We start from the raw sequence: 22,089 nt of genomic DNA on the forward strand, positions 1-22,089 counted from the left end.
GCAATGTTGCGTTTGCCGTTTCCATGCATACATCACGGGGCAGCAAACATCATGATTCAGGGATGACGAATGGTTGGGTTCTTGAGACGCATGCTTCCGAAGCGCTTCCGCAAGGAACGGGTGATCGTCCCCGTTGTCCGCCTGAGCGGCGTCATCTCCTCCGGCGGCGGGCCGCTGCGGCAATCGCTGAACCTGGCGGGCGTGTCGCAGGCGCTTGAAAAGGCTTTCGACGTGAAGGCAGCGCCTGCCGTTGCCATCGTCGTCAATTCGCCGGGCGGCTCTCCGGTGCAATCGCGGATGATCTACAATCGCATTCGCGATCTTGCCGCCGAGAAAAACAAGAGGGTCTTGGTTTTCGTCGAGGATGTCGCCGCGTCCGGCGGCTATATGATCGCGCTCGCGGGCGATGAGATCATTGCCGACGCCACGTCCATCGTCGGTTCCATCGGCGTCGTTTCCGGCGGCTTCGGTTTTCCGGATCTGTTGAAGAAGATCGGCATCGAGCGGCGCGTCTATACCGCCGGCGAGAACAAGATGATCCTCGATCCGTTCCAGCCGGAGAAGGAAAAGGACATTGAATATCTGAAGAGCCTGCAGCTCGAGATCCACAAGGTCTTCATCGATATGGTGCTTGAACGGCGGACTGGAAAACTCTCGGCGGACGAAACGGTGTTCTCCGGCCTCTTCTGGACCGGCGGTCGTGGGTTGGAGCTTGGCTTGATCGACGGCCTCGGCGACATGCGTCAGGAATTGAGGAAGCGCTTCGGCGACAAGGTCAAGCCTACATTGATTACCACGCCGCGCAGCCTTTTCGGTCGCAAGGCTCCGGGCATTTCGCTTGGCGGTATGGACGGCCTCGGCGCCGGGCTAGCATCCGGGCTTGCCGAAGCGGCAGAGGAAAAGGCATTGTGGAGCCGGTACGGATTGTAATCGGGAGCGCTGCCTGATGCCCCAAATCATCTTCTTCATCATCGCCGTCGGCGGCATCTGGTTCCTCTATCGCCGCTTCGTGCGCGATGCCCGGAGGCTTGCCGAGAAATCCCGCCGCGCCGAAACGGAACGCCGCACCGGCGCCATGGGAACCTTGGTCAAAGATCCGAAGACGGGAGAATATCGTGTGAAGCGCGAGGATGAATGACAGTGGCGATCAACGGCGAGGAACGGCTGAAGATACTGCATAAGCTCAGGACTTTTAAGCTGAAACTGCCGGATAATTGGACGTTCAATCGTGAAGAGGCTAACGCACGGTTTGATGAAAACGCTAGCGTCGCTCCTTTATCCGATCCCCCCAGTCCGCGCCTGCGTAGCTGATGCAGATGACGTTAACGGGCGCAGTCTGTTCGTTGACCGTGAAGCAGACGACTGCTTTTTCCGCCGCAGGAATGGCGCGTAAACCGGGATGTCGTCGCGTATCGTTCCGATATGGGGAAAATCGGTCAGCGAGTTCAATTTCTTCTCGATTTGCTCGATTTTGCTTTCGGCTATGGCATAGCCTGCATATTCGCCAATCAGTATCGTGATATTAAAAAGGTCGTCTCGAACGAGGGGATGGCGATGAACCTCATACGCCATTCTGCTTCTCATCCATTTTCTTGCGGATGAGAGCTCGGACGTCGTCAAATAAAGTGTCGCCCTTTAGTGGTATCCATTGATCCTGAGGCAGCTCCATCCGGCGGCGAATTTCGTCCGCCATGCCGGAAACCGCATCGGCCGGCGCATCATCATGGTGCCTTATCTGCTCGATCTGCTCGATCGCAGCTTCGACAAGGCTGGAAATCGATGAAAAGGCACCTTCTTCGACCATCTTTTCCGCAAGGCGGAGATGGTGCTCGGACAATGTGATTTCGGTTTTTACGTTCATTGTCTTTTCCAAGGCAGCGCAAAGACGCATAGCGCTATCTATACGTCATCTCTTGACCCTTGTCTCCTATCGTGGCACCTGTCGCGCCACCCTACACCAAGCAGATAGTAGCTGATCCCATGACTGCCAACGTGCCCGACCACATGAACCCGAAGCGCTCGTTTCAGGCGTTGATCCTGACGCTGCACAATTATTGGGCCGACAAGGGTTGTGCGGTTCTGCAGCCCTACGACATGGAAGTCGGCGCCGGCACGTTCCATCCGGCGACCACGCTGCGTTCGCTGGGTCCGAAGCCTTGGCGGGCCGCCTATGTCCAGCCGTCGCGCCGTCCGTCCGACGGCCGCTACGGCGAGAACCCGAACCGCATGCAGCACTATTACCAGTATCAGGTCATCTTGAAGCCCAATCCGCCTAATCTGCAGGAGCTTTATCTCGGCTCCTTGAAGGCGATCGGCCTCGATCCGCTTCTGCATGACATCCGCTTCGTCGAGGACGACTGGGAAAGCCCGACGCTCGGCGCATGGGGCCTCGGTTGGGAATGCTGGTGCGACGGCATGGAGGTCTCGCAGTTCACCTATTTCCAGCAGGTCTGCGGCATCGAATGCGCGCCGGTCGCCGGCGAGTTGACCTACGGTCTGGAGCGTCTTGCGACCTATGTCCAGGGCGTCGACAGCGTCTATGACCTGAACTTCAACGGCCTCGAGGGCGAAGAGAAGATCACCTATGGCGATGTCTTCCTGCAGGCCGAGCAGGAATATTCCCGGCATAATTTCGAATATGCCAATACCGAGATGCTGCACCGCCATTTCATAGATGCCGAGAAGGAATGCCAGGCATTGCTGGCCGCCGGCGCGCCCGGCGACAGCGAGAACCATCGCCTGCACAAATGCGTCTTTCCGGCCTACGACCAATGCATCAAGGCGAGCCACGTCTTCAACCTGCTCGATGCCCGCGGCGTCATCTCGGTGACGGAACGCCAGAGCTACATCCTGCGCGTGCGCACGCTGGCCAAGGCTTGCGGCGAAGCTTTCCTGCTGACAGATGCCGGCGGCATCAACTGGAACCAGCAGGCCGCGTAAGCCTGAAATGCGACCGGAGCGTTTGGGCAGGCGCTCCTCAAAGCCGTCGTTCGTGGCGTATGCTTTCTTCAGAATTCCGAGGCAAGTTTCCCCAGGATTGGACGCCGCTAGCCCAATCTTGGCCTTCCACCGCCGTTAAAGCCGGGTGACATTGGCGTGAAATCTGCCTAGTGTCCCTGTGGTTGCAGTCGCCACGGGGATTTCAGATGCTTATTCTTCTCGCGATCATAGTGCTGGCCGCGCTCTATGCCGTCTTCGCCTATAATGGGCTCGTCCGCGCACGCCAGGTGGCGGAAGAGGCCTGGTCCGGCATCGACGTGCAATTGAAGCGCCGCGCTGATCTCATCCCCAACCTGATCGAGACGGTCAAAGGCTATGCCGGCCATGAACGCCAGACCTTGGAAGAGGTTGTTGAACTGCGCAACAAGGCGCAGGCCGTGCCGGCGGGGGATGTCGCCGCCCGAGGTCAGGTGGAGGGCCTGTTGTCGCAGGCACTCGGCCGCGTGATCGCGCTCGCCGAAGCCTATCCCGACCTCAAGGCCAATACGAACTTCCTCGAATTGCAGCGCTCGCTGGAGGGCGTGGAAGGCGAAATCCAGATGTCGCGCCGCTATTACAACGGTGCTGCGCGCGATCTGAACGTCAAGGTCGAGACCTTCCCGAACAATCTCATTGCCGGTCCCTTCGGCTTCGTCAAGAAGGCCTATTTCGAGATCACCAACGAAGCGGATCGCGCCGTTCCCACGGTCAAGTTCTGAGATTTCCGCTATCGGTTTTTCATATCAGGCGGTAAAGGATGCCGACCGCCGGCCATCGGCCGTTTTCCTGACTGACCAAAGAGAATGATGATGGGCAGAGCCAAACTCACGATTATCCCGCCGAGCAAGCCTTTGACCGGACGCGCCATGCCGCCGGGATCGAAGTCGATCACCAACCGCGCGCTGCTGCTGGCAGGTCTCGCCAAGGGCACGAGCCGGTTGACCGGCGCGTTGAAGAGCGACGATACCCGCTATATGGCCGAAGCGCTGCGCGCCATGGGCGTCGTCATCGACGAGCCCGACGATACGAGCTTCATCGTGACCGGCAGCGGCAAGCTGAGGGCGCCGGCGGCCCCGCTTTTCCTCGGCAATGCCGGCACGGCAACACGCTTTTTGACCGCTGCCGCCGCTCTGGTGGACGGCAAGGTCGTCGTCGATGGCGATGCCCATATGCGCAAGCGGCCGATCGGTCCGCTCGTCGACGCGCTACGCTCGCTCGGCATCGATGCTTCGGCCGAAACAGGCTGCCCGCCCGTGACCGTCAACGGCACAGGTCGTTTCGAAGCAAGCCGCGTTGAGATCGATGGCGGCCTTTCCAGCCAGTATGTTTCGGCGCTCTTGATGATGGCCGCCGGCGGCGATCGCCCGGTCGATGTCGAATTGCTTGGCGAACATATCGGCGCTGTCGGCTACATCGATCTCACGGTTGCTGCCATGCGCGCTTTCGGCGCCAAGGTCGAGCGTGTGAGCCCGGTCGCCTGGCGCGTCGAGCCCACCGGCTATCATGCGGCCGACTTCGTGATCGAGCCGGATGCCTCCGCCGCGACCTATCTCTGGGCGGCCGAAGTGCTGAGCGGCGGCAAGATCGATCTCGGCACGCCGGCGGAGCAGTTCTCGCAACCGGATGCGAAGGCCTATGATCTGATCTCGAAGTTCCCGCATCTGCCTGCCGTCATCGACGGTTCGCAGATGCAGGACGCCATTCCGACGCTCGCCGTCCTGGCGGCCTTCAATGAAACGCCGGTGCGCTTCGTCGGCATCGAAAACCTGCGCGTCAAGGAATGCGATCGCATCCGGGCGCTGTCGAGCGGCCTGTCGCGCATCGTTCCGAACCTCGGCACCGAAGAGGGTGACGATCTGATCGTCGCTTCCGACCCAAGCCTCGCGGGCAAGGTTCTGCCGGCCGAGATCGACAGCTTTGCCGATCATCGCATCGCCATGAGCTTTGCGCTCGCCGGCCTGAAGATCGGTGGCATCACCATTCTCGACCCCGACTGCGTCGCCAAGACCTTCCCGTCCTATTGGAACGTGCTGGCGTCGCTGGGTGTCACCTACGAAGACTGACGCTCCGCCATCTCAAGGGAAGGCTGAGCGCGGACATATTCCTGACGTGAAGCGGCGCCGGCAACGGCGTCGCAGCCATCCTTTTGGGGGAGTGATGACACGGCTTTGCGGGTTCTTCCTGGCTCTGTGCCTGCTGCTATGCGCAACGGCGGTAACGGCCGCCGAACTCATCACCAACTTCGATCAGGCGTTTGACCTGCATCGTGACGGCTCCATGCGGGTCGTCGAGACGATCTCCGTGAATGCGGAAGGGCGTGATATCCGCCGCGGTATCTTCCGGGATTTTCCGCTGACAACGACCGATGCCAACGGCCGCGAGATCGAGGTGGATTTCAAGGTCGTGTCCGTCGAGCGCGACGGGCAGCCGGAGGATTGGCATAGCGAGCGCATCAAGGGCGGCGAGCGCATCTATATCGGCAAGGCCGATCGAAGCCTCAACTCAGGACCCCATACATTCCGCCTCACCTACGACACCAATCGTCAGATGCGCTATTTCGACGATCATGACGAGCTTTATTGGAACGTGACAGGCAATGGCTGGCTGTTCCCGATCGTCAATGCCAAGGCGACCGTTACATTGCCCGATGGCGTCGGGCCTCAGCAGCTTGCTTTCTTCACCGGGCCGCTCGGTGCTAATGGCAAGAACGCCAGCGCTAGCGCGCAGGGCAGCATCGTCACTTTTGTCACGACCAGGCCGCTCGCCATGGCCGAAGGCCTGACGATCGCCGTCAAGCTGGCGAAAGGGACGATCGCGCCGCCGAGCGCAAGCCAGCAATGGGGCTGGTTCCTGCGGGATCATCTCGACACGACTATTGCCATCGGTGGGCTGATCCTGCTGTTTGCCTATTATATGCGCAGTTGGATTGCCGTCGGCCGCGATCCTGCGCCCGGTGTCATGGTTCCGCGCTGGGATCCGCCTGAAGGCATCTCGCCGGCGCTGGTCAATTATATCGACAATAAGGGTTTCGCCAGCTCCAGCTGGACGGCATTCTCGGCGACGGCGATCGATCTCGCCGTGCGCGGCTATGTCATCCTCGACGATCTCAAGGGAAAAGTGGTTGTCCGCCCCACAGGCAAGGCCGGCAGCGATCTGGGTGGCGGCGACAAGGTGCTGATGCAGGCTGTCGGACCATTCTCACCGCTTGTCATCGACAAGGAAAATGGCGAGGCGGTGCAGCGGCTCGGCTTGAAGTTCCGAAGCGCGATCGAGCACGACCATCGCAATGAGTATTACAAGGCCAATGCGCTCTACGTCATTGCCGGCATAGCGCTCTCGATCCTCATCCTGGCGTCCATCGTCATCTTCGGTCGCCTGCACGAGAATGCCCTGCCGCTCATCATCGTACCCGGCTTCCTGTCGATTTTCGTGACGCTCTTCGCCAGTTCTATCGGCCGCAGGTTTCGCAGTCGAAATGCCAGCCTCGCCCGGCGCGTCATTTCCGTCCTGGTCTTTGCCTTCTTCGGCTTCGTCTTCGTATCGACTGCTGTCAGCGGCCTTGCCGCCGCGGTCGTGCCGCTATGGGAGGCGGGCTTGCTGCCGCTGGTGGCCGGCATTGTCGGCATCTTCGCGCTGAACGTCGTCTTCTATTTCCTGATGGGCGCGCCGACGCCGCTCGGGCGAACGTTGATGGATGGCATCGCCGGGCTCCGGCAATATCTGACCTTGGCCGAACGCGACCGGATGAACATGCAGGGCGCGCCGCAGATGTCGCCGCAGCATTTCGAAAAGCTGCTGCCCTACGCGGTCGCGCTCGGCGTCGAAAAGCCCTGGTCCAGCGCTTTCGAAACCTGGCTCGCCACAGCAGCGGGAGCGACCGCGGCGGCCGCCTATGCGCCGGTCTGGTATTCCGGCAACTTCAACCCCGGCAATATCGGCGGAACCATCGGCGACTTTTCCTCCTCGATGGCCTCCACCATCGCCTCGACCATTCCCGCACCCGTATCCAGCTCCTCCTCGGCCTTCGGCGATGGGGGAGGCGGTGGTGGTGGCGGCGGGTCCTCCGGCGGCGGCGGAGGCGGTGGAGGTGGTGGCGGATGGTGAACAGACACCCTCCCCCTCAAGGGGGAGGTGTTGGTCTCGATGCATCAATTTCGCTGTCTCAACAACACGGAGATTCTGTGCCCAAAAACCCTTCCAAGCTCGACCGTTTCAAAATCGCCAACAGCCGGCGTCTGCGCGCTGGTTCGACCGATGCGGAAGCGAAGCTTTGGAAGCACTTGTGGCGCATCCCGATCGAAGGGACGCATTTTCGCCGACAGGTTCCGATCGGGCGTTATTTCGCTGATTTCGCTTGTCATCAGATAGGTCTGATTATCGAGCTTGATGGCGGCCAGCACGCGGAAGAGACGGCGAGGCGTTACGATGCCGAGCGCACGGCCTTTCTTGAAAGCCAGGGTTACCATGTCGTCCGATTCTGGAATGCCGAGGTCATGGATGAGATCGAGGCTGTCCTGGATACGATATTTGCCATTGTGCAGCAGCGACAAATTTTGCTAGCAGAGGCCGACTGTTTTCACCCCACTCCGGCACGCCGTGCCGACCCTCTCTCTCAAAGGGAGGGTGAGGAACCTTGACATGCCCGATCTCCTGCTCGAACTCCGCTCCGAGGAAATTCCCGCCCGTATGCAGCGCAAGGCTGCCGGTGATCTGAAGAAGCTGGTGACCGATGCGCTCATCGAAGCAGGCCTTTCCTATGAAGGTGCCAGGGAATATTGGACGCCGCGGAGGCTGACGCTGGATATTCGCGGCCTGACGGCGCGCTCGGCCGATGTGCGCGAGGAGCGCAAGGGACCGCGCACCGACGCCAATGAGAAGGCGATCGAAGGCTTCCTGCGTGGCGCCGGCCTCTCCTCCATTTCCGAAGCACAGGTGAGTAGCGACCCGAAGAAGGGCGATTTCTACGTTGCGGTCATTTCCAAGCCCGGCCGTGCCGCCGAGGAAATCGTCGCCGCCGTGATGCCCGATATCGTCAGAAATTTCCCCTGGCCGAAATCCATGCGCTGGGGCAAGGCATCGGCCAAGCCCGGCTCGCTGCGTTGGGTGCGCCCGCTGCAGTCGATCGTCTGCGTCTATGGCACCGAGCATGAAGAAACCACGGTCATCCCCTTCGAGATCGACGGCATCGTCGCCTCGAATGTCACCTACGGCCATCGCTTCCATGCGCCTGACGCGATCACGGTTAAGCGTTTCGAGGACTATGTCGCGAGCCTGGAAAAGGCCTATGTCGTCCTGGATGCCGAGCGCCGTAAGGACATCATCCTACACGACGCCCGTGATGTCGCCTTTGCCAACGGCCTGGAACTGGTCGAGGACGAAGGCCTGCTGGAAGAAGTATCCGGCCTCGTCGAGTGGCCGCAGGTGCTGATGGGCTCCTTCGAGGAAGACTATCTGTCGATCCCGTCTGAGATCATCCGTCTGACCATCAAGACCAATCAGAAGTGTTTCGTCACCCGCCCGCAAGGTTCCCACCTCCCCCTTGAGGGGGGAGGTCGCAGCGAAGCTGCGGGTGGGGGTGATCTCTCGTCTCAACAAAATCACCCCACCCCGGCACTGCGTGCCGACCCTCCCCCTCAAGGGGAGGGTGCTTTGTCCAACCGCTTCATTCTCATCGCCAATATCCAGGCGACAGATGGCGGCAAGGAAATCATCCACGGCAACGGCAAGGTCGTGCGTGCCCGCCTGTCCGACGCGCTGCACTTCTGGAAGCGTGACCAGGGCGATCTGCCCGATCTTGAAACGCTGGAAGCCGCCGCCGCCAAGTTCGGTCTCGACCTGAAGAAGCCGCTCGATCAGCGCATGGCCAAACTCGATGCGCTTGGTGTTACTTTCCATGCCAAGCTCGGCAGCCAGGGCGAGCGTGTCGCCCGCATCCGGGCGCTGGCCGCCGACCTCGCCAAGATCACCGGCGCCGATGCCGCCCTGGTCAACCGCGCCGTCGTGCTCGCCAAGGCTGACCTGCGCACCGAAGCCGTTGGTGAATTCCCCGAGCTGCAGGGCCTCATGGGCCGGAAATATGCCTCGCTGCAGGGTGAGAATGCCTCAGTGGCAACCGCGATCGAAGATCACTACAAGCCGCAGGGTCCCTCCGACCGCGTTCCCGAGGACAAGGTGGCGATAACAGTAGCACTCGCCGACAAGCTGGATACGCTCGTCGGCTTCTGGGCGATCGACGAAAAGCCGACTGGCTCTAAGGACCCTTATGCGCTGCGCCGTGCGGCTTTAGGCGTTGTTAGGATTCTGCTCGAACGAGGCGTGCGGGCAGATCTTCTCAAAGTCATGAATTGCGCTGTCAGAATTTATGCGATGGCACAGATGGAGAAAATAAGACAAATTCATCAGTTCCAAGGAAACCCCTCCGAACAGCGCGAGTTTCTGGACCATCATCGAATTCCGTATATGCGTGCCTTTAACGCCTCGACTGGCATCACCTCAGGCGTTACGGGACACCCCTCGTATTTCAATTTCGTTTGGTTTAGCGCAGACTTATTTAGGGAGATGGCTGATCTTTTTCCGATTTGGCAGCACGAGTATTCACCGTTAAGCGGGGAGAGCGACCTCCTTGCCTTCTTCCACGATCGTCTCAAGGTCTACCTGCGCGATCTCGGCGCTCGCCATGATCTCATCGACGCCGTGCTGACGCCGGAGACGGACGATCTGCTGATGATCGCCCGCCGCGTCGAGGCGCTGACCGCCTTCATCACGTCGGAGGACGGCAAGAACCTGCTCGCTGGCACCAAGCGCGCCACGCAGCTTCTGGCCGCCGAAGAGAAGAAGGGCACCGTCGTTGCCGATAGCGTTTCGGAAGCCTTGCTGAAGCTCGATGCGGAAAAGGATCTCTTTGCCGCCGTCAAGGCAGCCTCCGCCGAGGCCTCCGATGCGATCGCCAAGGAAGACTTCCGTTCGGCCATGTCAGCCCTTTCCAAGCTGCGTGCGCCCGTCGACCGTTTCTTTGAAGACGTACTCGTCAATGACGAGGATGCCGCCATCCGCGCCAATCGCCTGGCACTGCTGCACCTGATCCGCGAAGCGACCGGCACGGTCGCCGACTTCTCGAAGATCGCGGGCTGAGCTGGTACTTGAAGTCTTTTGTGCTTGTTAATGGTAGCGTATATGTTACCATTAACAAGCATGGAACTTATCGAGTATACCGATCGGCAGGGGAAAAGCCCCTTTGCGCCGTGGTTCGCCACAATTGATACCAGAGCAGCTTTGAAGGTGCGCACCGCTGTCGGACGGATTGCGCACGGCCATACGTCGAACGTCAAAAGCGTTGGTGGCGGTGTGATGGAGTATCGCCTGGACTATGGACCGGGCTATCGCATCTATTTCGCTCGTCGCGGCGATAAGCTCATAATCTTGTTAGCCGGCGGAACAAAAAAGCGGCAGCAAGCGGATATTGAGGCCGCACAAGAACGTTGGCTGGACTACAAACAAAGGAAGGGAGACTGACATGGCATTGACGCGAGAATTTAAGGAAACGGTCATGGCCCGTGCTCAGGTCGATCCAGAGTTCCGGGCAGGGCTACTTTCGGAAGCCATCGAGTTACTGCTCGCCGGCGAGATAGATGTGGGCAAGGACGTATTGCGCGATTTCATCAATGCCACCATCGGCTTCGAATCCCTCGCCGAAAAAGTCGGCATCCCGCCAAAGAGCCTGATGCGCATGTTCAGCGCCAAGGGTAATCCGCGTGCCGACAATCTTTTCAATATTATCAGCCAGTTACAGCAATCCACTGGGGTGCATCTCGCTGTCGCGGCGGCTGCATGAAGCCTAAAATCCTCGTCAGCGCCTGCCTCATGGGCCATGCCGTCCGTTACGACGGCCGTTCCAAACCGCTCATCCATCCGGCGCTCGATCGCTGGCGCGAGGAGGGGCGGCTGGTGACGATCTGCCCGGAAATGTCCGCCGGCATGGCCGTACCGAGGCCGCCGGCCGAAATTGCAGGCGGCGCTACCGGCGAAGACGTGCTTGCCGGCACCGCGCGCGTCGCGGAGATCACCGGCGGCGATGTCACGGCGGAATTTCGTCGGGCGGCGGAAAATGCACTGGCGCTCGCGAAAGAAACCGGCTGTCGCTACGCTCTCCTGATCGACGGCAGTCCATCCTGCGGCTCGGGCTTCATCTACGACGGCACATTTTCCGGCGGCCGGCAGAGCGGACGGGGCGTCACGGCGGCGCTGCTGCAGCAAGCCGGTATCGAGGTTTATTCCGATCGAGAGATTGGTCGAGCGGCTGAAGACCTCAGACTGAATTAGCGACTCTCGGCTCAAAAGAAAACCGCCGGACGCAAGCCCGGCGGTTTCTTATTTTCCGGCCTATGCTGCTCAGGCCGCGCGGCGGTGATCCGTTGCCGAGCGGCCTTCGTTGACGCGAAAGCCGCGGATGAGGGCGAGAAGGTCCTCCGTGTCGGCGGCGAGCGTCTCGGCCGATGCGGTGGTTTCCTCGGCCATGGCGGCGTTCTGCTGCGTGGCGGCGTCGAGCTGGTTCATCGAGGACGAGATCGAGCGCAGCGTCGTATCCTGCTCGGAGGCGCTGTGCGCGATCTTCGAGACGATTTCGTTCGCAGCCTTGATCTGGTCAGAGATGCGCTTCAGTGCTTCGCCTGCCTCGCCGACAAGGCGGACGCCCTGGTCGACCTGGCCGGAGGAGCGGGCGATCTGGTCCTTGATCTCCTTGGCGGCGGCTGCCGAGCGCTGGGCGAGTTCACGCACTTCCTGGGCGACGACGGCAAAACCCTTGCCGGATTCGCCGGCACGGGCGGCCTCAACGCCGGCGTTGAGCGCCAAGAGGTTGGTCTGGAAGGCGATCTCGTCGATGACGCCGATGATCTTGCCGATCTCGGCCGAGGATTTCTCGATGCCGCTCATCGCTTCGATTGCCTGGGCAACCACGGCATCGCTGCGCGATGCCTCGGCGCTGACGGCATGAACGCGCTTGCTGGCCTCATCGGCGCCTTCCGCAGTCTGGCGGACGGCGACGGTGAGCTCGTCCAGTGCTGCCGAAGTCTCTTCCAGGCTGGCGGCCTGGCGCTCGGTGCGCTGCGACAGTTCGTTGGAGGCGCGACGGATCTCTTCCTTGCTGAGGCCGATGTCGTTGCCCTTGGCATTGACGCGTCCCATCGCGGCTTCGAGATGCGACAGCGCCTCGTTGAAGTTGCTGCGAAGGCCGGCATAGCTGGCACCGAGGTCGCCGCAGCGTATCGTTAGGTTCCCCTGGGCGAGGTCCTCAAGCGCCCGGCCGATGATGGAGACGACGCGCGCCTGTTCGCGGGCCTCGTCCTGCTGCTGGCGCAGGTTCTGTTCACGCTCGTTGCTGATTTCGAGTTCCTGTGCTGCCTGGCGGTCGGTCAGCATATGACGTTCACGAACCTTCTCCTGCAGCGCCTGCGTCGCCTTGGCCATCAGGCCGATTTCGTTGCGCATCTCGGCATGTGGGATGACCATCTTCACGTCTTCGTCGGCCACTGCCTTGAGGGCGGCATGAACTTCGGCGAGCGGCTTCGTGATGCCGCGGATAAAATAGAAGGCGGCGGCGATGCCGACCACGAAGACGAGGCCGCAGATGAGTAGGGCGCGCCACATCGTCGCGTTGATCTGCTCCTGCAGGTCATCCATGTAGACGCCGCAACCCAGCACGATCTGCCAGGGTTCGAAAGCGGCCGAGTAGCTGCCCTTCAGGAAGAAGTCGCTGTTAGGATGACCAGGCTTGTTCCAATAGTAGATCGTGCGGCCGCCACCCTTGATGGCCTTTTCCACCATTTCCTTGCTGAAATGGGTGCCGTTCTTGTCGACTTGGCCGGACATGTCCTTGCCGATGTTGACCGGGCTCGGGTGAATGCGCTGTACGACATTGTAGTCGAAGCCGAAGAAATAGCCTGATGGCGCGAAGCTGACATGCGACAATATCTTGAAGGCCTCGGCCTGGGCGGCCTCATGCGTCATCTCGCCGGATTTTTCGCGCTGATAATACTGGTTCAAAACCGAGATGCCGGATTCGACCTGCGTGCGCAGCATGTCGAAGCGGTCGTCATAGATGGAATCGGCCTGCGACCGGATCTGAAAATAGGTGGCCACGGCGAAGGCGGCCATCAGGACGCCGAGCAGGGCAAATAATTGATGCGCAATCTTGAGATTCTTCATAGTGCCTCTCACAGGTAGGTGAATACCGGGGCGGTATCCTACCGCCTGTGCGATCGCCTGAGAGATTCTCAATACGTTTGCCGCCGCTCGAATGACATGCTGCTGTCCGGTGATGAGTAAAATCGCCGTTTATGTCTAAAAAATCTTTAATTTTAGGGGTTTGGTTGTATTTTTCGCGAGTTGTAACCGGCGATATGCTGCCTTGATATCGATAATACTTAGGCAGGCTTACAAATAACTTCAGCCGTTCCACTTCGTCTCCTTGTAGTTTAGGAAAGACGAATATTTATGTATATTGTACGTGCTTGGCGAACCGTTGCTCCCTTGGCTGAGCGACCGTCGGCGAATGCCTGGGAACGATCGGCTCTTGCGGGCTATTGACGCAGCTGGAAGCCTGAGAGGTCGAGGGGTTTGGAAGCCGCCGCCACATCCGGCAGGGCTGCGGTTTTTACCGCCAGGTCGATGCCGTCGCCAGACCCACCGGCGGCAGCCAGGGCTTCCGGTGTCGGCTTGCTGACGAACATGACGGGGGATCCGCCCATCCAGGCTTCGGTCCGTACGACCCTCTTTTCGCCGTCTACGCTGCGAACCACGACCGATTGCGTGCCTGGCGCCAATGTCGGCACGGTATACTCCTTTTCAGCCACTTTCGGCTTGAGGGGAGGGCAGTTGGCACAGTTCTTATCGATGATGCTGCTGTCGCCGCTCTGCATCGTGCCGTCGATAGACTGGATGGAGGAGGCCATGGCGGAGCCGCCGGCCAGAACGCATGCCAAGGTCAGAAAGAAGGAACGCATAACAACAACTCCGTCTATGGTGACGAAGACTTTATCGGGCCTTTATTTCCATCCCGTCAGGAGATTAGGTAAAAATTGAATGGACTTGCACTTACGGAAGCGCCGCGATGTTTACTTTTCGCGCTCGACGGCACGCCAGCCGATGTCGCTGCGATAGAAGCCATTGTCCCATTTCACCTCGCCGGCCAGGGCATAGGCGCGTTCTTTTGCTTCGCCCACTGTCTTGCCCGTCGCCGTGATGTTCAGGACGCGGCCACCGGTTGCGACCAGCGCGCCGTCCTTCAGGCCTGTGCCGGCATGAAACACCTTGGCGCCGTCGCCGTCGGCCGGCAGCGCCGCGATCGGCGTGTTCTTGGCATAGGAGCCGGGATAGCCTTTCGAGGCCATGACGACGGTCAGCGCCGGATCGTCGCTCCATTCGGCCGTCACCTGATCCAGCGTGCCGTTGGCGCAGGCAAAGAGCAGCGGCAGCAGATCGCTCTTCAGCCGCATCATCAGCACCTGGCATTCGGGATCGCCGAAACGGACATTGTATTCGATGAGCTCGGGGCCTTTGGCGGTAATCATCAGCCCGGCGAAGAAGACCCCGCTGAAGGGATGGCCGCTTTCCGCCATGCCGCGCATCGTCGGCTCGATGATCTCCTTCATGGTGCGCTCGACCATTTCGGATGTCATGATGGGGGCGGGGGAATAGGCGCCCATGCCGCCGGTATTCGGCCCGGTATCACCGTCGCCGACGCGTTTATGGTCCTGCGCGGTCGCGAGCGCCAGCACATGCTTGCCGTCGCAAAGGCAGAAGAAGCTCGCCTCTTCGCCGTCGAGATAGGCTTCGATCACTACTTCGGCGCCGGCCTCGCCGAAGGCACCCTCGAAACAATCGTCGATTGCCGCAAGCGCTTCGTCGACCGTCATCGCAACGGTGACGCCCTTGCCCGCGGCAAGGCCGTCCGCCTTCACGACGATCGGGGCGCCCTCAGCGCGAACATAGGCTTTCGCCTTGGGTGCATTGTTGAAGCGCTGGTAGGCCCCGGTCGGAATATTGTAGCGGGCACAGATATCCTTGGTGAAACCCTTGGACCCTTCCAACTGGGCGGCCGCTGCCGACGGGCCGAAGACGGCAATGCCGGCGGCGCGCAGTTTATCGGCAATGCCGGCAACCAGCGGCGCTTCCGGGCCGACCACGACGAAGTCGATGGCCTTTTCCTTGCAGAAGGCGACGACGGCGTCATGATCGTCGATATCAAGTGCTACGAGCGTGGCGTGCTCTGCAACACCCGGATTGCCAGGTGCGGCATAGAATTCCGTCATGAGAGGCGATTGCGCCAGTTTCCAGGCCAGCGCATGCTCGCGTCCGCCCGATCCGATCAACAGAACTCTCATGGCTTGCCCTCTCGTTGCATCCATTTGCGCGGTTAAGCGGGGTTGGGCCAAAGGTCAAGCGGCAAATCCTGTGGAGGCGGGGCCTGCAACATTGCCTTGCCTTTTTATCCCGCTAAAGCGGAAGCGGCTTCTGCTTCGCGCCATCTCCTGCCCGGATTGGCGTGTTCGGTGGCGAAAACCGCTTCTTATGTCCGCGGGATCATGCTTATGGTCCCTTCACGATCGTTCAGCTCAGAGAGACACATGGCCGCCGATATTCGTTCCCTTGCCGCAACCATCGCCGCCGAGATCAATTCCCGCCCGGATCAGGCCAAGGCCGCCATCGAGCTGCTGGATGAAGGCGCGACGGTGCCGTTCATTGCCCGCTATCGCAAGGAAGTGACCGGCGGCCTGGATGATACGCAGCTTCGCAACCTCGCGGAACGGCTCGTCTACCTGCGCGAATTGGAAGGCCGTCGCGCCACCATCATCGAATCGATCAACGGTCAGGGCAAGATGACCGACGAGCTGATGGGCAAGATCGCAACTGTGGCCACCAAGTCCGAGCTGGAAGATCTCTATCTGCCCTATAAGCCGAAGCGCCGTACCCGCGCCGAGATTGCGAGGGAGCGTGGCCTCGGTCCGCTTGCCGAAACCATCCTTGCCGATCGTTCGAAGGAGCCTTCCGCGCTTGCCGAAGGTTTCCTGACCGCCGATGTGGCCGACGTGAAGACGGCGCTCGAAGGCGCGCGCGACATTATCGCCGAAGGCATTGCCGAAAATGCCGCTCTGCTCGGCAAGCTGCGCAATTACATGAAGACCAATGCCACGCTGAAAGCTGCCGTCGTCGACGGCAGGCAGGAGGCCGGCGCCAAATTCTCGGATTATTTTGCGCATCAGGAACGCTGGGCGACGGCTCCGGGCCACCGCGCGCTCGCCATGCTGCGCGGTTGGAATGAAGAGGTGCTGACGCTGAACATCGAAATCGATACCGATGCCGTCTCGCCCAACAAGCCGGTCGAGCGCATGGTCACCTCGGCCTATGATATCGGCGCAAGCCGGCCCGGCGACCGCTGGCTGACGGAAGTCGCGAGCTGGACGTGGCGCGTGAAGCTTTCGATGTCGCTGTCGCTCGACCTGATGCGCGAATTGCGGGAGAGGGCGGAGGAGGAGGCGATCCATGTCTTCGCCCGCAATCTGAAGGATCTTTTGCTGGCTGCCCCCGCCGGTTCGCGCGCCACCATGGGTCTCGATCCCGGCATCCGCACCGGCGTCAAGGTTGCCGTGGTCGACGGCACGGGCAAGCTCCTGGAAACGACGACAGTCTATCCCTTCCCGCCGAAGAACGACGTGCGCGGCACGCAGGCCGCACTTGCCTCGCTCATCCGCAAGCACAAGATCGAGCTGATCGCCATCGGCAACGGCACCGGCAGCCGCGAAACCGAGAAGCTGGTGACCGACATGCTGGCCGAATTGCCGGCGCCGAAGCCGACCAAGGTCATCGTCTCCGAAGCCGGCGCGTCGGTCTATTCCGCCTCGGAAACGGCGGCGCTGGAGTTCCCCGGTCTCGATGTCTCGCTGCGCGGCGCCGTCTCCATCGCCCGCCGCCTGCAGGATCCGCTGGCGGAGCTGGTGAAGATCGAGCCGAAGTCGATCGGCGTCGGCCAGTATCAGCACGATGTCGACCAGCAGAAGCTGTCGCGTTCGCTGGATGCGGTGGTCGAGGATGCGGTGAATGCCGTCGGCGTCGATCTGAACACGGCCTCGGCGCCGCTGCTTGCCCGCGTCTCGGGCCTTGGCACGTCGATCGCCGATGCCATCGTCAGGCATCGTGACGGAGAGGGTCCGTTCGAGACGCGGCGCGATCTCTTGAAGGTCGCGCGCCTCGGCCAGCGCACCTTCGAGCAATGCGCCGGCTTCTTGCGTATTCCCAACGGCAAGGAGCCGCTCGACGCCTCTGCTGTGCATCCCGAAGCCTATGGCGTCGCCAAGAAGATCGTCGCCGCCTGCGGCCGTGACCTGCGCACGCTGATGGGCGATACGGCGGCGCTGAAGGCCGCCGACCCCAGGCAGTTCATCGACGATAAGTTCGGTCTGCCGACCGTGCGCGACATCATCTCCGAACTGGAAAAGCCGGGCCGGGATCCGCGCCCGAGCTTCAAGACGGCAACCTTTGCGGAAGGCGTCAACGAAATTGGCGACCTCAAGCCTGGAATGCTGCTGGAAGGCACCGTGACCAATGTCGCCGCCTTCGGCGCCTTCGTCGATATTGGCGTCCATCAGGACGGTTTGGTGCATGTCTCGCAGCTGGCGGACCGCTTCGTCAAGGATCCGCACGAGGTCGTGAAGGCCGGCGACGTCGTCAAGGTCAGGGTGGTGGAAATCGATGTGAAGCGCAAGCGAATCGGTCTCTCGATGCGCAAAGACGGCGACACCGTGGCGGCTCCGTCCGGGCGTGAGTCGCGCGAGCAGGGTGGCGCGCGCAACGCTGGCGTTAGGGGGAATACCCCTCCGAAGGCCGAGCAACAGGGCAGTTTCGGAGCCGCTTTGGCCGACGCACTTAAACGAAAATAAGGACTTAGCGGAACTCCGTGCAAGAATGTCACACTCTGGCAGCGTTGTTGCCGGAGTGCGAATGACTGCGAAAAGGTAAGCTTGCCACAATGCTGTGAGGCGCTAAAGTCTGCCTTAATGTCATGTCATAACATTCGAGGCGTCCATGGCGTCGGCACTCTTTTCTCTCGTCAAGAAACTCATCCGTAAAGGTTCACTTAGGCTTACGCTCGCATCCGGCGAGACCCATATGGTCGGCGACGGAACCGGCGAGACGGTGGCCGTTCGTTTTGCCGATCAGCAGGCGGAAGATGCAGTCGCTCGCGATCCGACGCTCAGGCTCGGCGAAATGTATATGGAGGGCCGCTTCATCCTCGAGCAGGGGGATATTTATGAATTCCTCTCGCTGGTGAAGCAGAATACCACCAACGAGATTTTCGATTTCCGCATGGCGGCGCTGCTGCTCGGCCGTATCGCCCTGCAGCAGATCAAGAGCCGCTCGCCGATCAACCGCAACAAGTACAATGTTGCGCATCACTATGATCTGTCGGCGAAGCTGTTCGATCTCTTCCTCGATGAGGATTGGCAATATTCCTGCGCCTATTTCAATCCGCCCGGCATCAGTCTGTACGAAGCGCAATTGGCCAAGAAGCGCCATATTGCCGCGAAGCTGCTGGTCGAGCCCGGTCAGAAGGTGCTGGAGATCGGCTCCGGCTGGGGCGGCATGGCCATGTATCTTGCCGAGGCCTATCCCGGCCTCGACGTGACAGGCATTACGCTCAGCGAAGAGCAGCTGAAAGTATCGCGTGACCGCGCGGCCAAGCGCGGCCTCTCCGATCGCGTCCGCTTCGAGCTGCAGGATTATCGCTACATGACCGGCAGGAAGTTCGACCGCATCGTCTCCGTCGGCATGTTCGAGCATGTCGGCATCGGCGACTACGGCAAGTTCTTCCGCAAGGTTTCGGAGCTGCTCGACGACAACGGCGTCATGCTGCTGCATTCGATCGCGCGTCCGAAGCCAAGCTATGCTACCAACGCCTTCATCGAGAAATATATTTTCCCGGGCGGCTACATTCCGTCGATCGGCGAGACCACGCCGCCGCTGGAAAAGGCGGGCTTGCTGACGAGGGACGTCGAGACCCTGCCGATGCATTATGCCTATACGCTGCGGCACTGGCGCAATCGCTTGGTGGCACGCAAGGCCGATGCCGTCGCGCTCTACGACGAGAAGTTCTTCCGCATGTGGGAGTTCTATCTGGCCGGCTCCGAAATGGGCTTCCGTTGGGATGAATTGTTCATCATGCAGATCCAGATCGCCAAAAACCAGTTCGCCGTCCCGGACAATCGCAATTACATCTGGGAACGCGAGGCGAAGTTGAAGGAGTTCGAGGCAGGGCGCGCGCCTCTGGAGAAGGTGACGTTCTGACCGTCTATAGAACGCCGGACCGTGGAAGCCCACGGTCCGGCGTTTCTGCTTTTGCTCTGCCAGCCCGCGTCCGGAAGGTCGTTACCTGCCGACGTGGACGATAAATGTGCCGTCTTGCACAGTTCCGTCGGTATTCAATCCCGTCAGGCGCATGGTGAATTGATCCGTGCCCGAGAAACCAGGGTTCGGCGTGTAGTAGACGATGTTCCCCTGGACCGTCTTGCCCGAGCACAGATAGGCGTTGCTGTCCTTCGGAAACTTTGCTGCGACCGGGCCGTGCTCGACGTCAACCTTGCCATGGGCAGGCGCCTTGACGACGCCCGTATAGGGAAACCCTGCAAAAGTGCAGTCCTGTTTCACAAGAGAAGCGCTTGTGATCTTCGTCTTCTTGCCGGGTGCGATTTGGCGTGAAAACTGGCTTTGTTTTGCCCCGCCTATCGGGGCGCTGACGCAGCCGGAAAGCGCTACGCCGGCGCCAAGGAGGAGACCCAGGGAAATCAGCGATATGGTCTTCATTCGTTTCTCTTTTTGGAAAACAGGGGGCTGCGAAATGGCTGGCGAAAGAAACGCCCGCCATTACTTATGCCCGCCATTACTTATGATTGAGTAACTCAAGCATCTATTAAATCACCGCGACAGATCACCGCATGCCCGATACCGTCGCCCACGCAACCTGAATTTGGCTCTTTCACCGAATTCAGGTTGCGTGGTTAAGAGAGCGGTAACGCGATCCGAATAATTTGCGGCAACTCTCGGGCTGCGTTCAGAGCCCTTTGTATTGCGTATCATGGAGTTGCAGTGTGTTTGCAAAGTCGCGTTTTCTTTTCATTTTCGGCCTCTCCGTCGCCTATGCCGGCGCCGCTTCCGCGGGCGATGGTCAGCATTTCTGGTCGGGCAATTGGTACCTGAGCGTCGGTGCGGCCGGTTTTTCAGCGCCGAAATTCGAAGGCGGCAGGCACAACAAGCTGCAGTGGTCGCCGCTGGTCTCGATCGGTCGGCAGGGTCCCGGCCCGCGCTTTTCCTCGCGCAACGACAATCCGTCCTTCGCCCTGATCGAGAGCGATGCCTTCCGCATCGGTATCGTCGGCAAGTTCGTGCCGAGCCGCGACAGCAGCGACGGGCGCGAGCTGAGGGGGCTGAAGAAGGTGAAATGGGGTGCTGAAGTCGGTGGTTTCGCTGAAGCCTATCCGACCGACTGGCTGCGCGCCCGCATCGAAGTCCGGCAGGGTATTCGCTCTCATAGCGGCCTCGTCGCAGATGCGGCCATTGATGCCTTCACCGATATTACGCCGGAGCTGCGCCTCTCGGGTGGCCCGCGCATGACGATGGCCACCAACGACTACTTCAACACCTATTACGGTGTCGATGCTCGTGAATCGGCCGCTTCCGGCCTCGGCCGCTACAATCCGGGGGGCGGGGTGAAGTCCGTCGGCGTCGGCGGCGCCTTGACCTGGAAGGCATCGGAAAACTGGACCACGAGCACCTTCCTCGAATATACCCGGCTCACCGGCCCCGCGGCCGACAGCAGCCTCGTGCGCGAGCGCGGCGACCGCAACCAGCTGCTGATCGGCGTCTCGGCGAGCTACAAGTTCAATTTCACGACGAACTAAGAAATGGGCGGCGTCAGAGCATGATGCCGAAAGGTGTCTGAGCGGTTTTCGGACGACATCATGCTCCAATTCTTTGATTTTAGAGCGGATTCAGATTTTAGGTCGCTGCGACCTAAAATCATCTGACTCTAACGCCCCGCCGCTTGACCTCCGGCGCCGGATATCACTACTACTCGCCTATGCAAAACATAGGCGACAATGGGCGCGTTGCTGACGCGCCATCCGGCAACTGGGTCTATCGCGTCCTGCCTCCGTGGCTGTGGCCCTACGCCCAGCTTGCGCGCTGGGACAGGCCGATCGGCTGGGAGCTCCTGATGTGGCCGTGCTTCTGGTCGGTCGCGCTGGCCGCCAATGCCTCCGTCGCTATGGGGCACGGCTCGCCGGGCTTCGTGGTGATCTACCACCTCGTCCTCTATTTCATCGGCGCAGTCGCCATGCGCGGCGCCGGCTGCACCTATAATGATCTGGTCGATCATGAGATCGACATGTCGGTCGCGCGCACGCGCTCGCGCCCGCTGCCATCGGGCCGCGTGACGCGCACGCAGGCCAAGGGCTTTATCGCGCTGCAGGCCCTGGTCGGTCTGCTGGTACTGCTGCAGTTCAATTGGTTTGCCGTCGTTCTCGGCGTTTCGTCGCTTGCCATCGTCGCGCTCTATCCTTTTGCAAAGCGCTTCACCGACTGGCCGCAATTCTTCCTCGGCCTTGCCTTTTCCTGGGGTGCCCTGATGGGCTGGGCCGGCCTTTTCGGCAGCCTGTCCTTCGCTCCGATCGTATTGTACGTCGCCTCCATCCTGTGGACGATCGGCTACGACACGATCTACGCGCATCAGGACAAGGAGGACGATGAACTCATCGGAGTGCGCTCGACGGCGCGGCTCTTCGGCGACCAGACACGACTATGGCTGGTCGGCCTTTATGGCGCGACATTGCTTCTGATGCTGGTGTCCTTCGCGCTGGCGGGAGCAAGCTGGCTTGCCTATCTCGGCCTGCTTGTCGCCGGCGGCATGTTCGCCTACCAGATTGCCGTGCTTGACATCAAGGATGGCGAGCAGTGCCTTGCCCTGTTCAAATCGAACAATCGTGTCGGCCTGATCATCTTTGCCGGTCTCTTCCTGTCGTTCCTGTTTCTGATTCCGTGAGGGGACTGGATCCGGGCGAAAGC

General features: G+C 60.6%; 21 protein-coding genes. 15 read left to right on the forward strand and 6 right to left on the reverse strand.

Annotated features, from left to right (window positions below):
- The first annotated feature begins 69 nt into the window (after positions 1–69).
- Entirely contained in the window at positions 70–930 is an 861-nt protein-coding gene (locus CCGE531_RS04685) for a S49 family peptidase (protein WP_120663139.1), read from the forward strand.
- A gap of 16 nt (positions 931–946) precedes the next feature.
- Positions 947–1,138, forward strand: a complete 192-nt coding sequence (locus CCGE531_RS04690; protein WP_113383928.1) for a hypothetical protein — start codon at positions 947–949, stop codon at positions 1,136–1,138.
- Between the two features lie 137 nt (positions 1,139–1,275).
- Here the strand turns inward: CCGE531_RS04690 and CCGE531_RS04695 are convergent, their stop codons facing one another.
- Both CCGE531_RS04695 and CCGE531_RS04700 read right to left on the reverse strand, forming a co-directional pair.
- Positions 1,276–1,572 (reverse strand): hypothetical protein, encoded by a 297-nt coding sequence (locus tag CCGE531_RS04695; RefSeq protein ID WP_245458978.1) that lies wholly within the window; start codon positions 1,570–1,572, stop codon positions 1,276–1,278.
- The gene (locus tag CCGE531_RS04700; RefSeq protein ID WP_245458981.1) at positions 1,562–1,873 is read right to left on the reverse strand and encodes a hypothetical protein; all 312 of its coding nucleotides are present in this window, start codon (positions 1,871–1,873) and stop codon (positions 1,562–1,564) included. Before CCGE531_RS04700 ends, CCGE531_RS04695 begins: the two co-directional genes overlap by 11 nt.
- Before the next feature lie 107 nt (positions 1,874–1,980).
- Here CCGE531_RS04700 and CCGE531_RS04705 point away from each other — a divergent pair, with 107 nt between their 5' ends.
- The 9 genes from CCGE531_RS04705 (at position 1,981) to CCGE531_RS04745 (ending at position 11,298) form a co-directional block, all read left to right on the forward strand.
- Positions 1,981–2,940, forward strand: coding sequence for a glycine--tRNA ligase subunit alpha (locus CCGE531_RS04705; RefSeq protein ID WP_120663141.1), 960 nt, complete (start codon positions 1,981–1,983; stop codon positions 2,938–2,940).
- A 206-nt stretch (positions 2,941–3,146) separates the two neighbouring features.
- Positions 3,147–3,698, forward strand: a complete 552-nt coding sequence (locus CCGE531_RS04710) for a LemA family protein (RefSeq protein WP_120663142.1) — start codon at positions 3,147–3,149, stop codon at positions 3,696–3,698.
- 87 nt (positions 3,699–3,785) lie between these two features.
- Complete coding sequence (locus CCGE531_RS04715) at positions 3,786–5,042, forward strand: 3-phosphoshikimate 1-carboxyvinyltransferase (protein WP_205586489.1); 1,257 nt, start codon at positions 3,786–3,788, stop codon at positions 5,040–5,042.
- Positions 5,043–5,136: 94 nt separating this feature from the next.
- Entirely contained in the window at positions 5,137–7,083 is a 1,947-nt protein-coding gene (locus tag CCGE531_RS04720; protein ID WP_120663143.1) for a DUF2207 domain-containing protein, read from the forward strand.
- Positions 7,077–7,616, forward strand: coding sequence for an endonuclease domain-containing protein (locus CCGE531_RS04725; protein ID WP_245458983.1), 540 nt, complete (start codon positions 7,077–7,079; stop codon positions 7,614–7,616). The genes CCGE531_RS04720 and CCGE531_RS04725 overlap by 7 nt, the downstream gene beginning before the upstream one ends.
- A 1-nt stretch (position 7,617) precedes the next feature.
- Complete coding sequence (locus tag CCGE531_RS04730) at positions 7,618–10,110, forward strand: glycine--tRNA ligase subunit beta (RefSeq protein ID WP_120663144.1); 2,493 nt, start codon at positions 7,618–7,620, stop codon at positions 10,108–10,110.
- Positions 10,111–10,170: 60 nt separating this feature from the next.
- Positions 10,171–10,491: a type II toxin-antitoxin system RelE/ParE family toxin gene (locus CCGE531_RS04735; RefSeq protein WP_120666496.1), complete on the forward strand. Its 321-nt coding sequence runs from the start codon at positions 10,171–10,173 to the stop codon at positions 10,489–10,491.
- Position 10,492: 1 nt separating this feature from the next.
- Positions 10,493–10,810, forward strand: coding sequence for a transcriptional regulator (locus tag CCGE531_RS04740; RefSeq protein WP_120663145.1), 318 nt, complete (start codon positions 10,493–10,495; stop codon positions 10,808–10,810).
- Positions 10,807–11,298 (forward strand): DUF523 domain-containing protein, encoded by a 492-nt coding sequence (locus CCGE531_RS04745; protein WP_120663146.1) that lies wholly within the window; start codon positions 10,807–10,809, stop codon positions 11,296–11,298. Before CCGE531_RS04740 ends, CCGE531_RS04745 begins: the two co-directional genes overlap by 4 nt.
- Before the next feature lie 69 nt (positions 11,299–11,367).
- Here CCGE531_RS04745 and CCGE531_RS04750 read toward each other — a convergent pair whose 3' ends face one another.
- The 3 genes from CCGE531_RS04750 to purD all read right to left on the reverse strand — a co-directional run bounded on the left by CCGE531_RS04750 (position 11,368) and on the right by purD (position 15,359).
- Positions 11,368–13,182, reverse strand: coding sequence for a methyl-accepting chemotaxis protein (locus CCGE531_RS04750; protein WP_120663147.1), 1,815 nt, complete (start codon positions 13,180–13,182; stop codon positions 11,368–11,370).
- A gap of 374 nt (positions 13,183–13,556) precedes the next feature.
- Positions 13,557–13,979 carry a plant virulence effector HPE1-like domain-containing protein gene (locus CCGE531_RS04755; protein ID WP_120663148.1) on the reverse strand — a complete coding sequence of 141 codons (423 nt, stop codon included), beginning with the start codon at positions 13,977–13,979 and terminating at the stop codon, positions 13,557–13,559.
- 111 nt (positions 13,980–14,090) lie between these two features.
- The gene (gene purD / locus CCGE531_RS04760) at positions 14,091–15,359 is read right to left on the reverse strand and encodes a phosphoribosylamine--glycine ligase (protein WP_120663149.1); all 1,269 of its coding nucleotides are present in this window, start codon (positions 15,357–15,359) and stop codon (positions 14,091–14,093) included.
- Between the two features lie 243 nt (positions 15,360–15,602).
- On the opposite strand from purD, the gene CCGE531_RS04765 reads away from it, so the two are divergent.
- Both CCGE531_RS04765 and CCGE531_RS04770 read left to right on the forward strand, forming a co-directional pair.
- Positions 15,603–17,912 (forward strand): Tex family protein, encoded by a 2,310-nt coding sequence (locus CCGE531_RS04765; protein ID WP_120663150.1) that lies wholly within the window; start codon positions 15,603–15,605, stop codon positions 17,910–17,912.
- Between the two features lie 145 nt (positions 17,913–18,057).
- Positions 18,058–19,317, forward strand: coding sequence for a cyclopropane-fatty-acyl-phospholipid synthase family protein (locus tag CCGE531_RS04770; protein ID WP_120663151.1), 1,260 nt, complete (start codon positions 18,058–18,060; stop codon positions 19,315–19,317).
- Between the two features lie 81 nt (positions 19,318–19,398).
- Here the strand turns inward: CCGE531_RS04770 and CCGE531_RS04775 are convergent, their stop codons facing one another.
- The gene (locus tag CCGE531_RS04775; RefSeq protein WP_120663152.1) at positions 19,399–19,833 is read right to left on the reverse strand and encodes a hypothetical protein; all 435 of its coding nucleotides are present in this window, start codon (positions 19,831–19,833) and stop codon (positions 19,399–19,401) included.
- A gap of 311 nt (positions 19,834–20,144) precedes the next feature.
- On the opposite strand from CCGE531_RS04775, the gene CCGE531_RS04780 reads away from it, so the two are divergent.
- Positions 20,145–20,927 carry a MipA/OmpV family protein gene (locus tag CCGE531_RS04780; protein ID WP_245459070.1) on the forward strand — a complete coding sequence of 261 codons (783 nt, stop codon included), beginning with the start codon at positions 20,145–20,147 and terminating at the stop codon, positions 20,925–20,927.
- Between the two features lie 179 nt (positions 20,928–21,106).
- Complete coding sequence (gene ubiA / locus CCGE531_RS04785) at positions 21,107–22,066, forward strand: 4-hydroxybenzoate octaprenyltransferase (RefSeq protein ID WP_120663154.1); 960 nt, start codon at positions 21,107–21,109, stop codon at positions 22,064–22,066.
- The last annotated feature ends 23 nt before the right edge of the window (positions 22,067–22,089 follow it).

It is taken from the genome of Rhizobium sp. CCGE531 (assembly GCF_003627795.1).
In the GTDB taxonomy this organism is placed as follows: Bacteria; Pseudomonadota; Alphaproteobacteria; order Rhizobiales; family Rhizobiaceae; genus Rhizobium.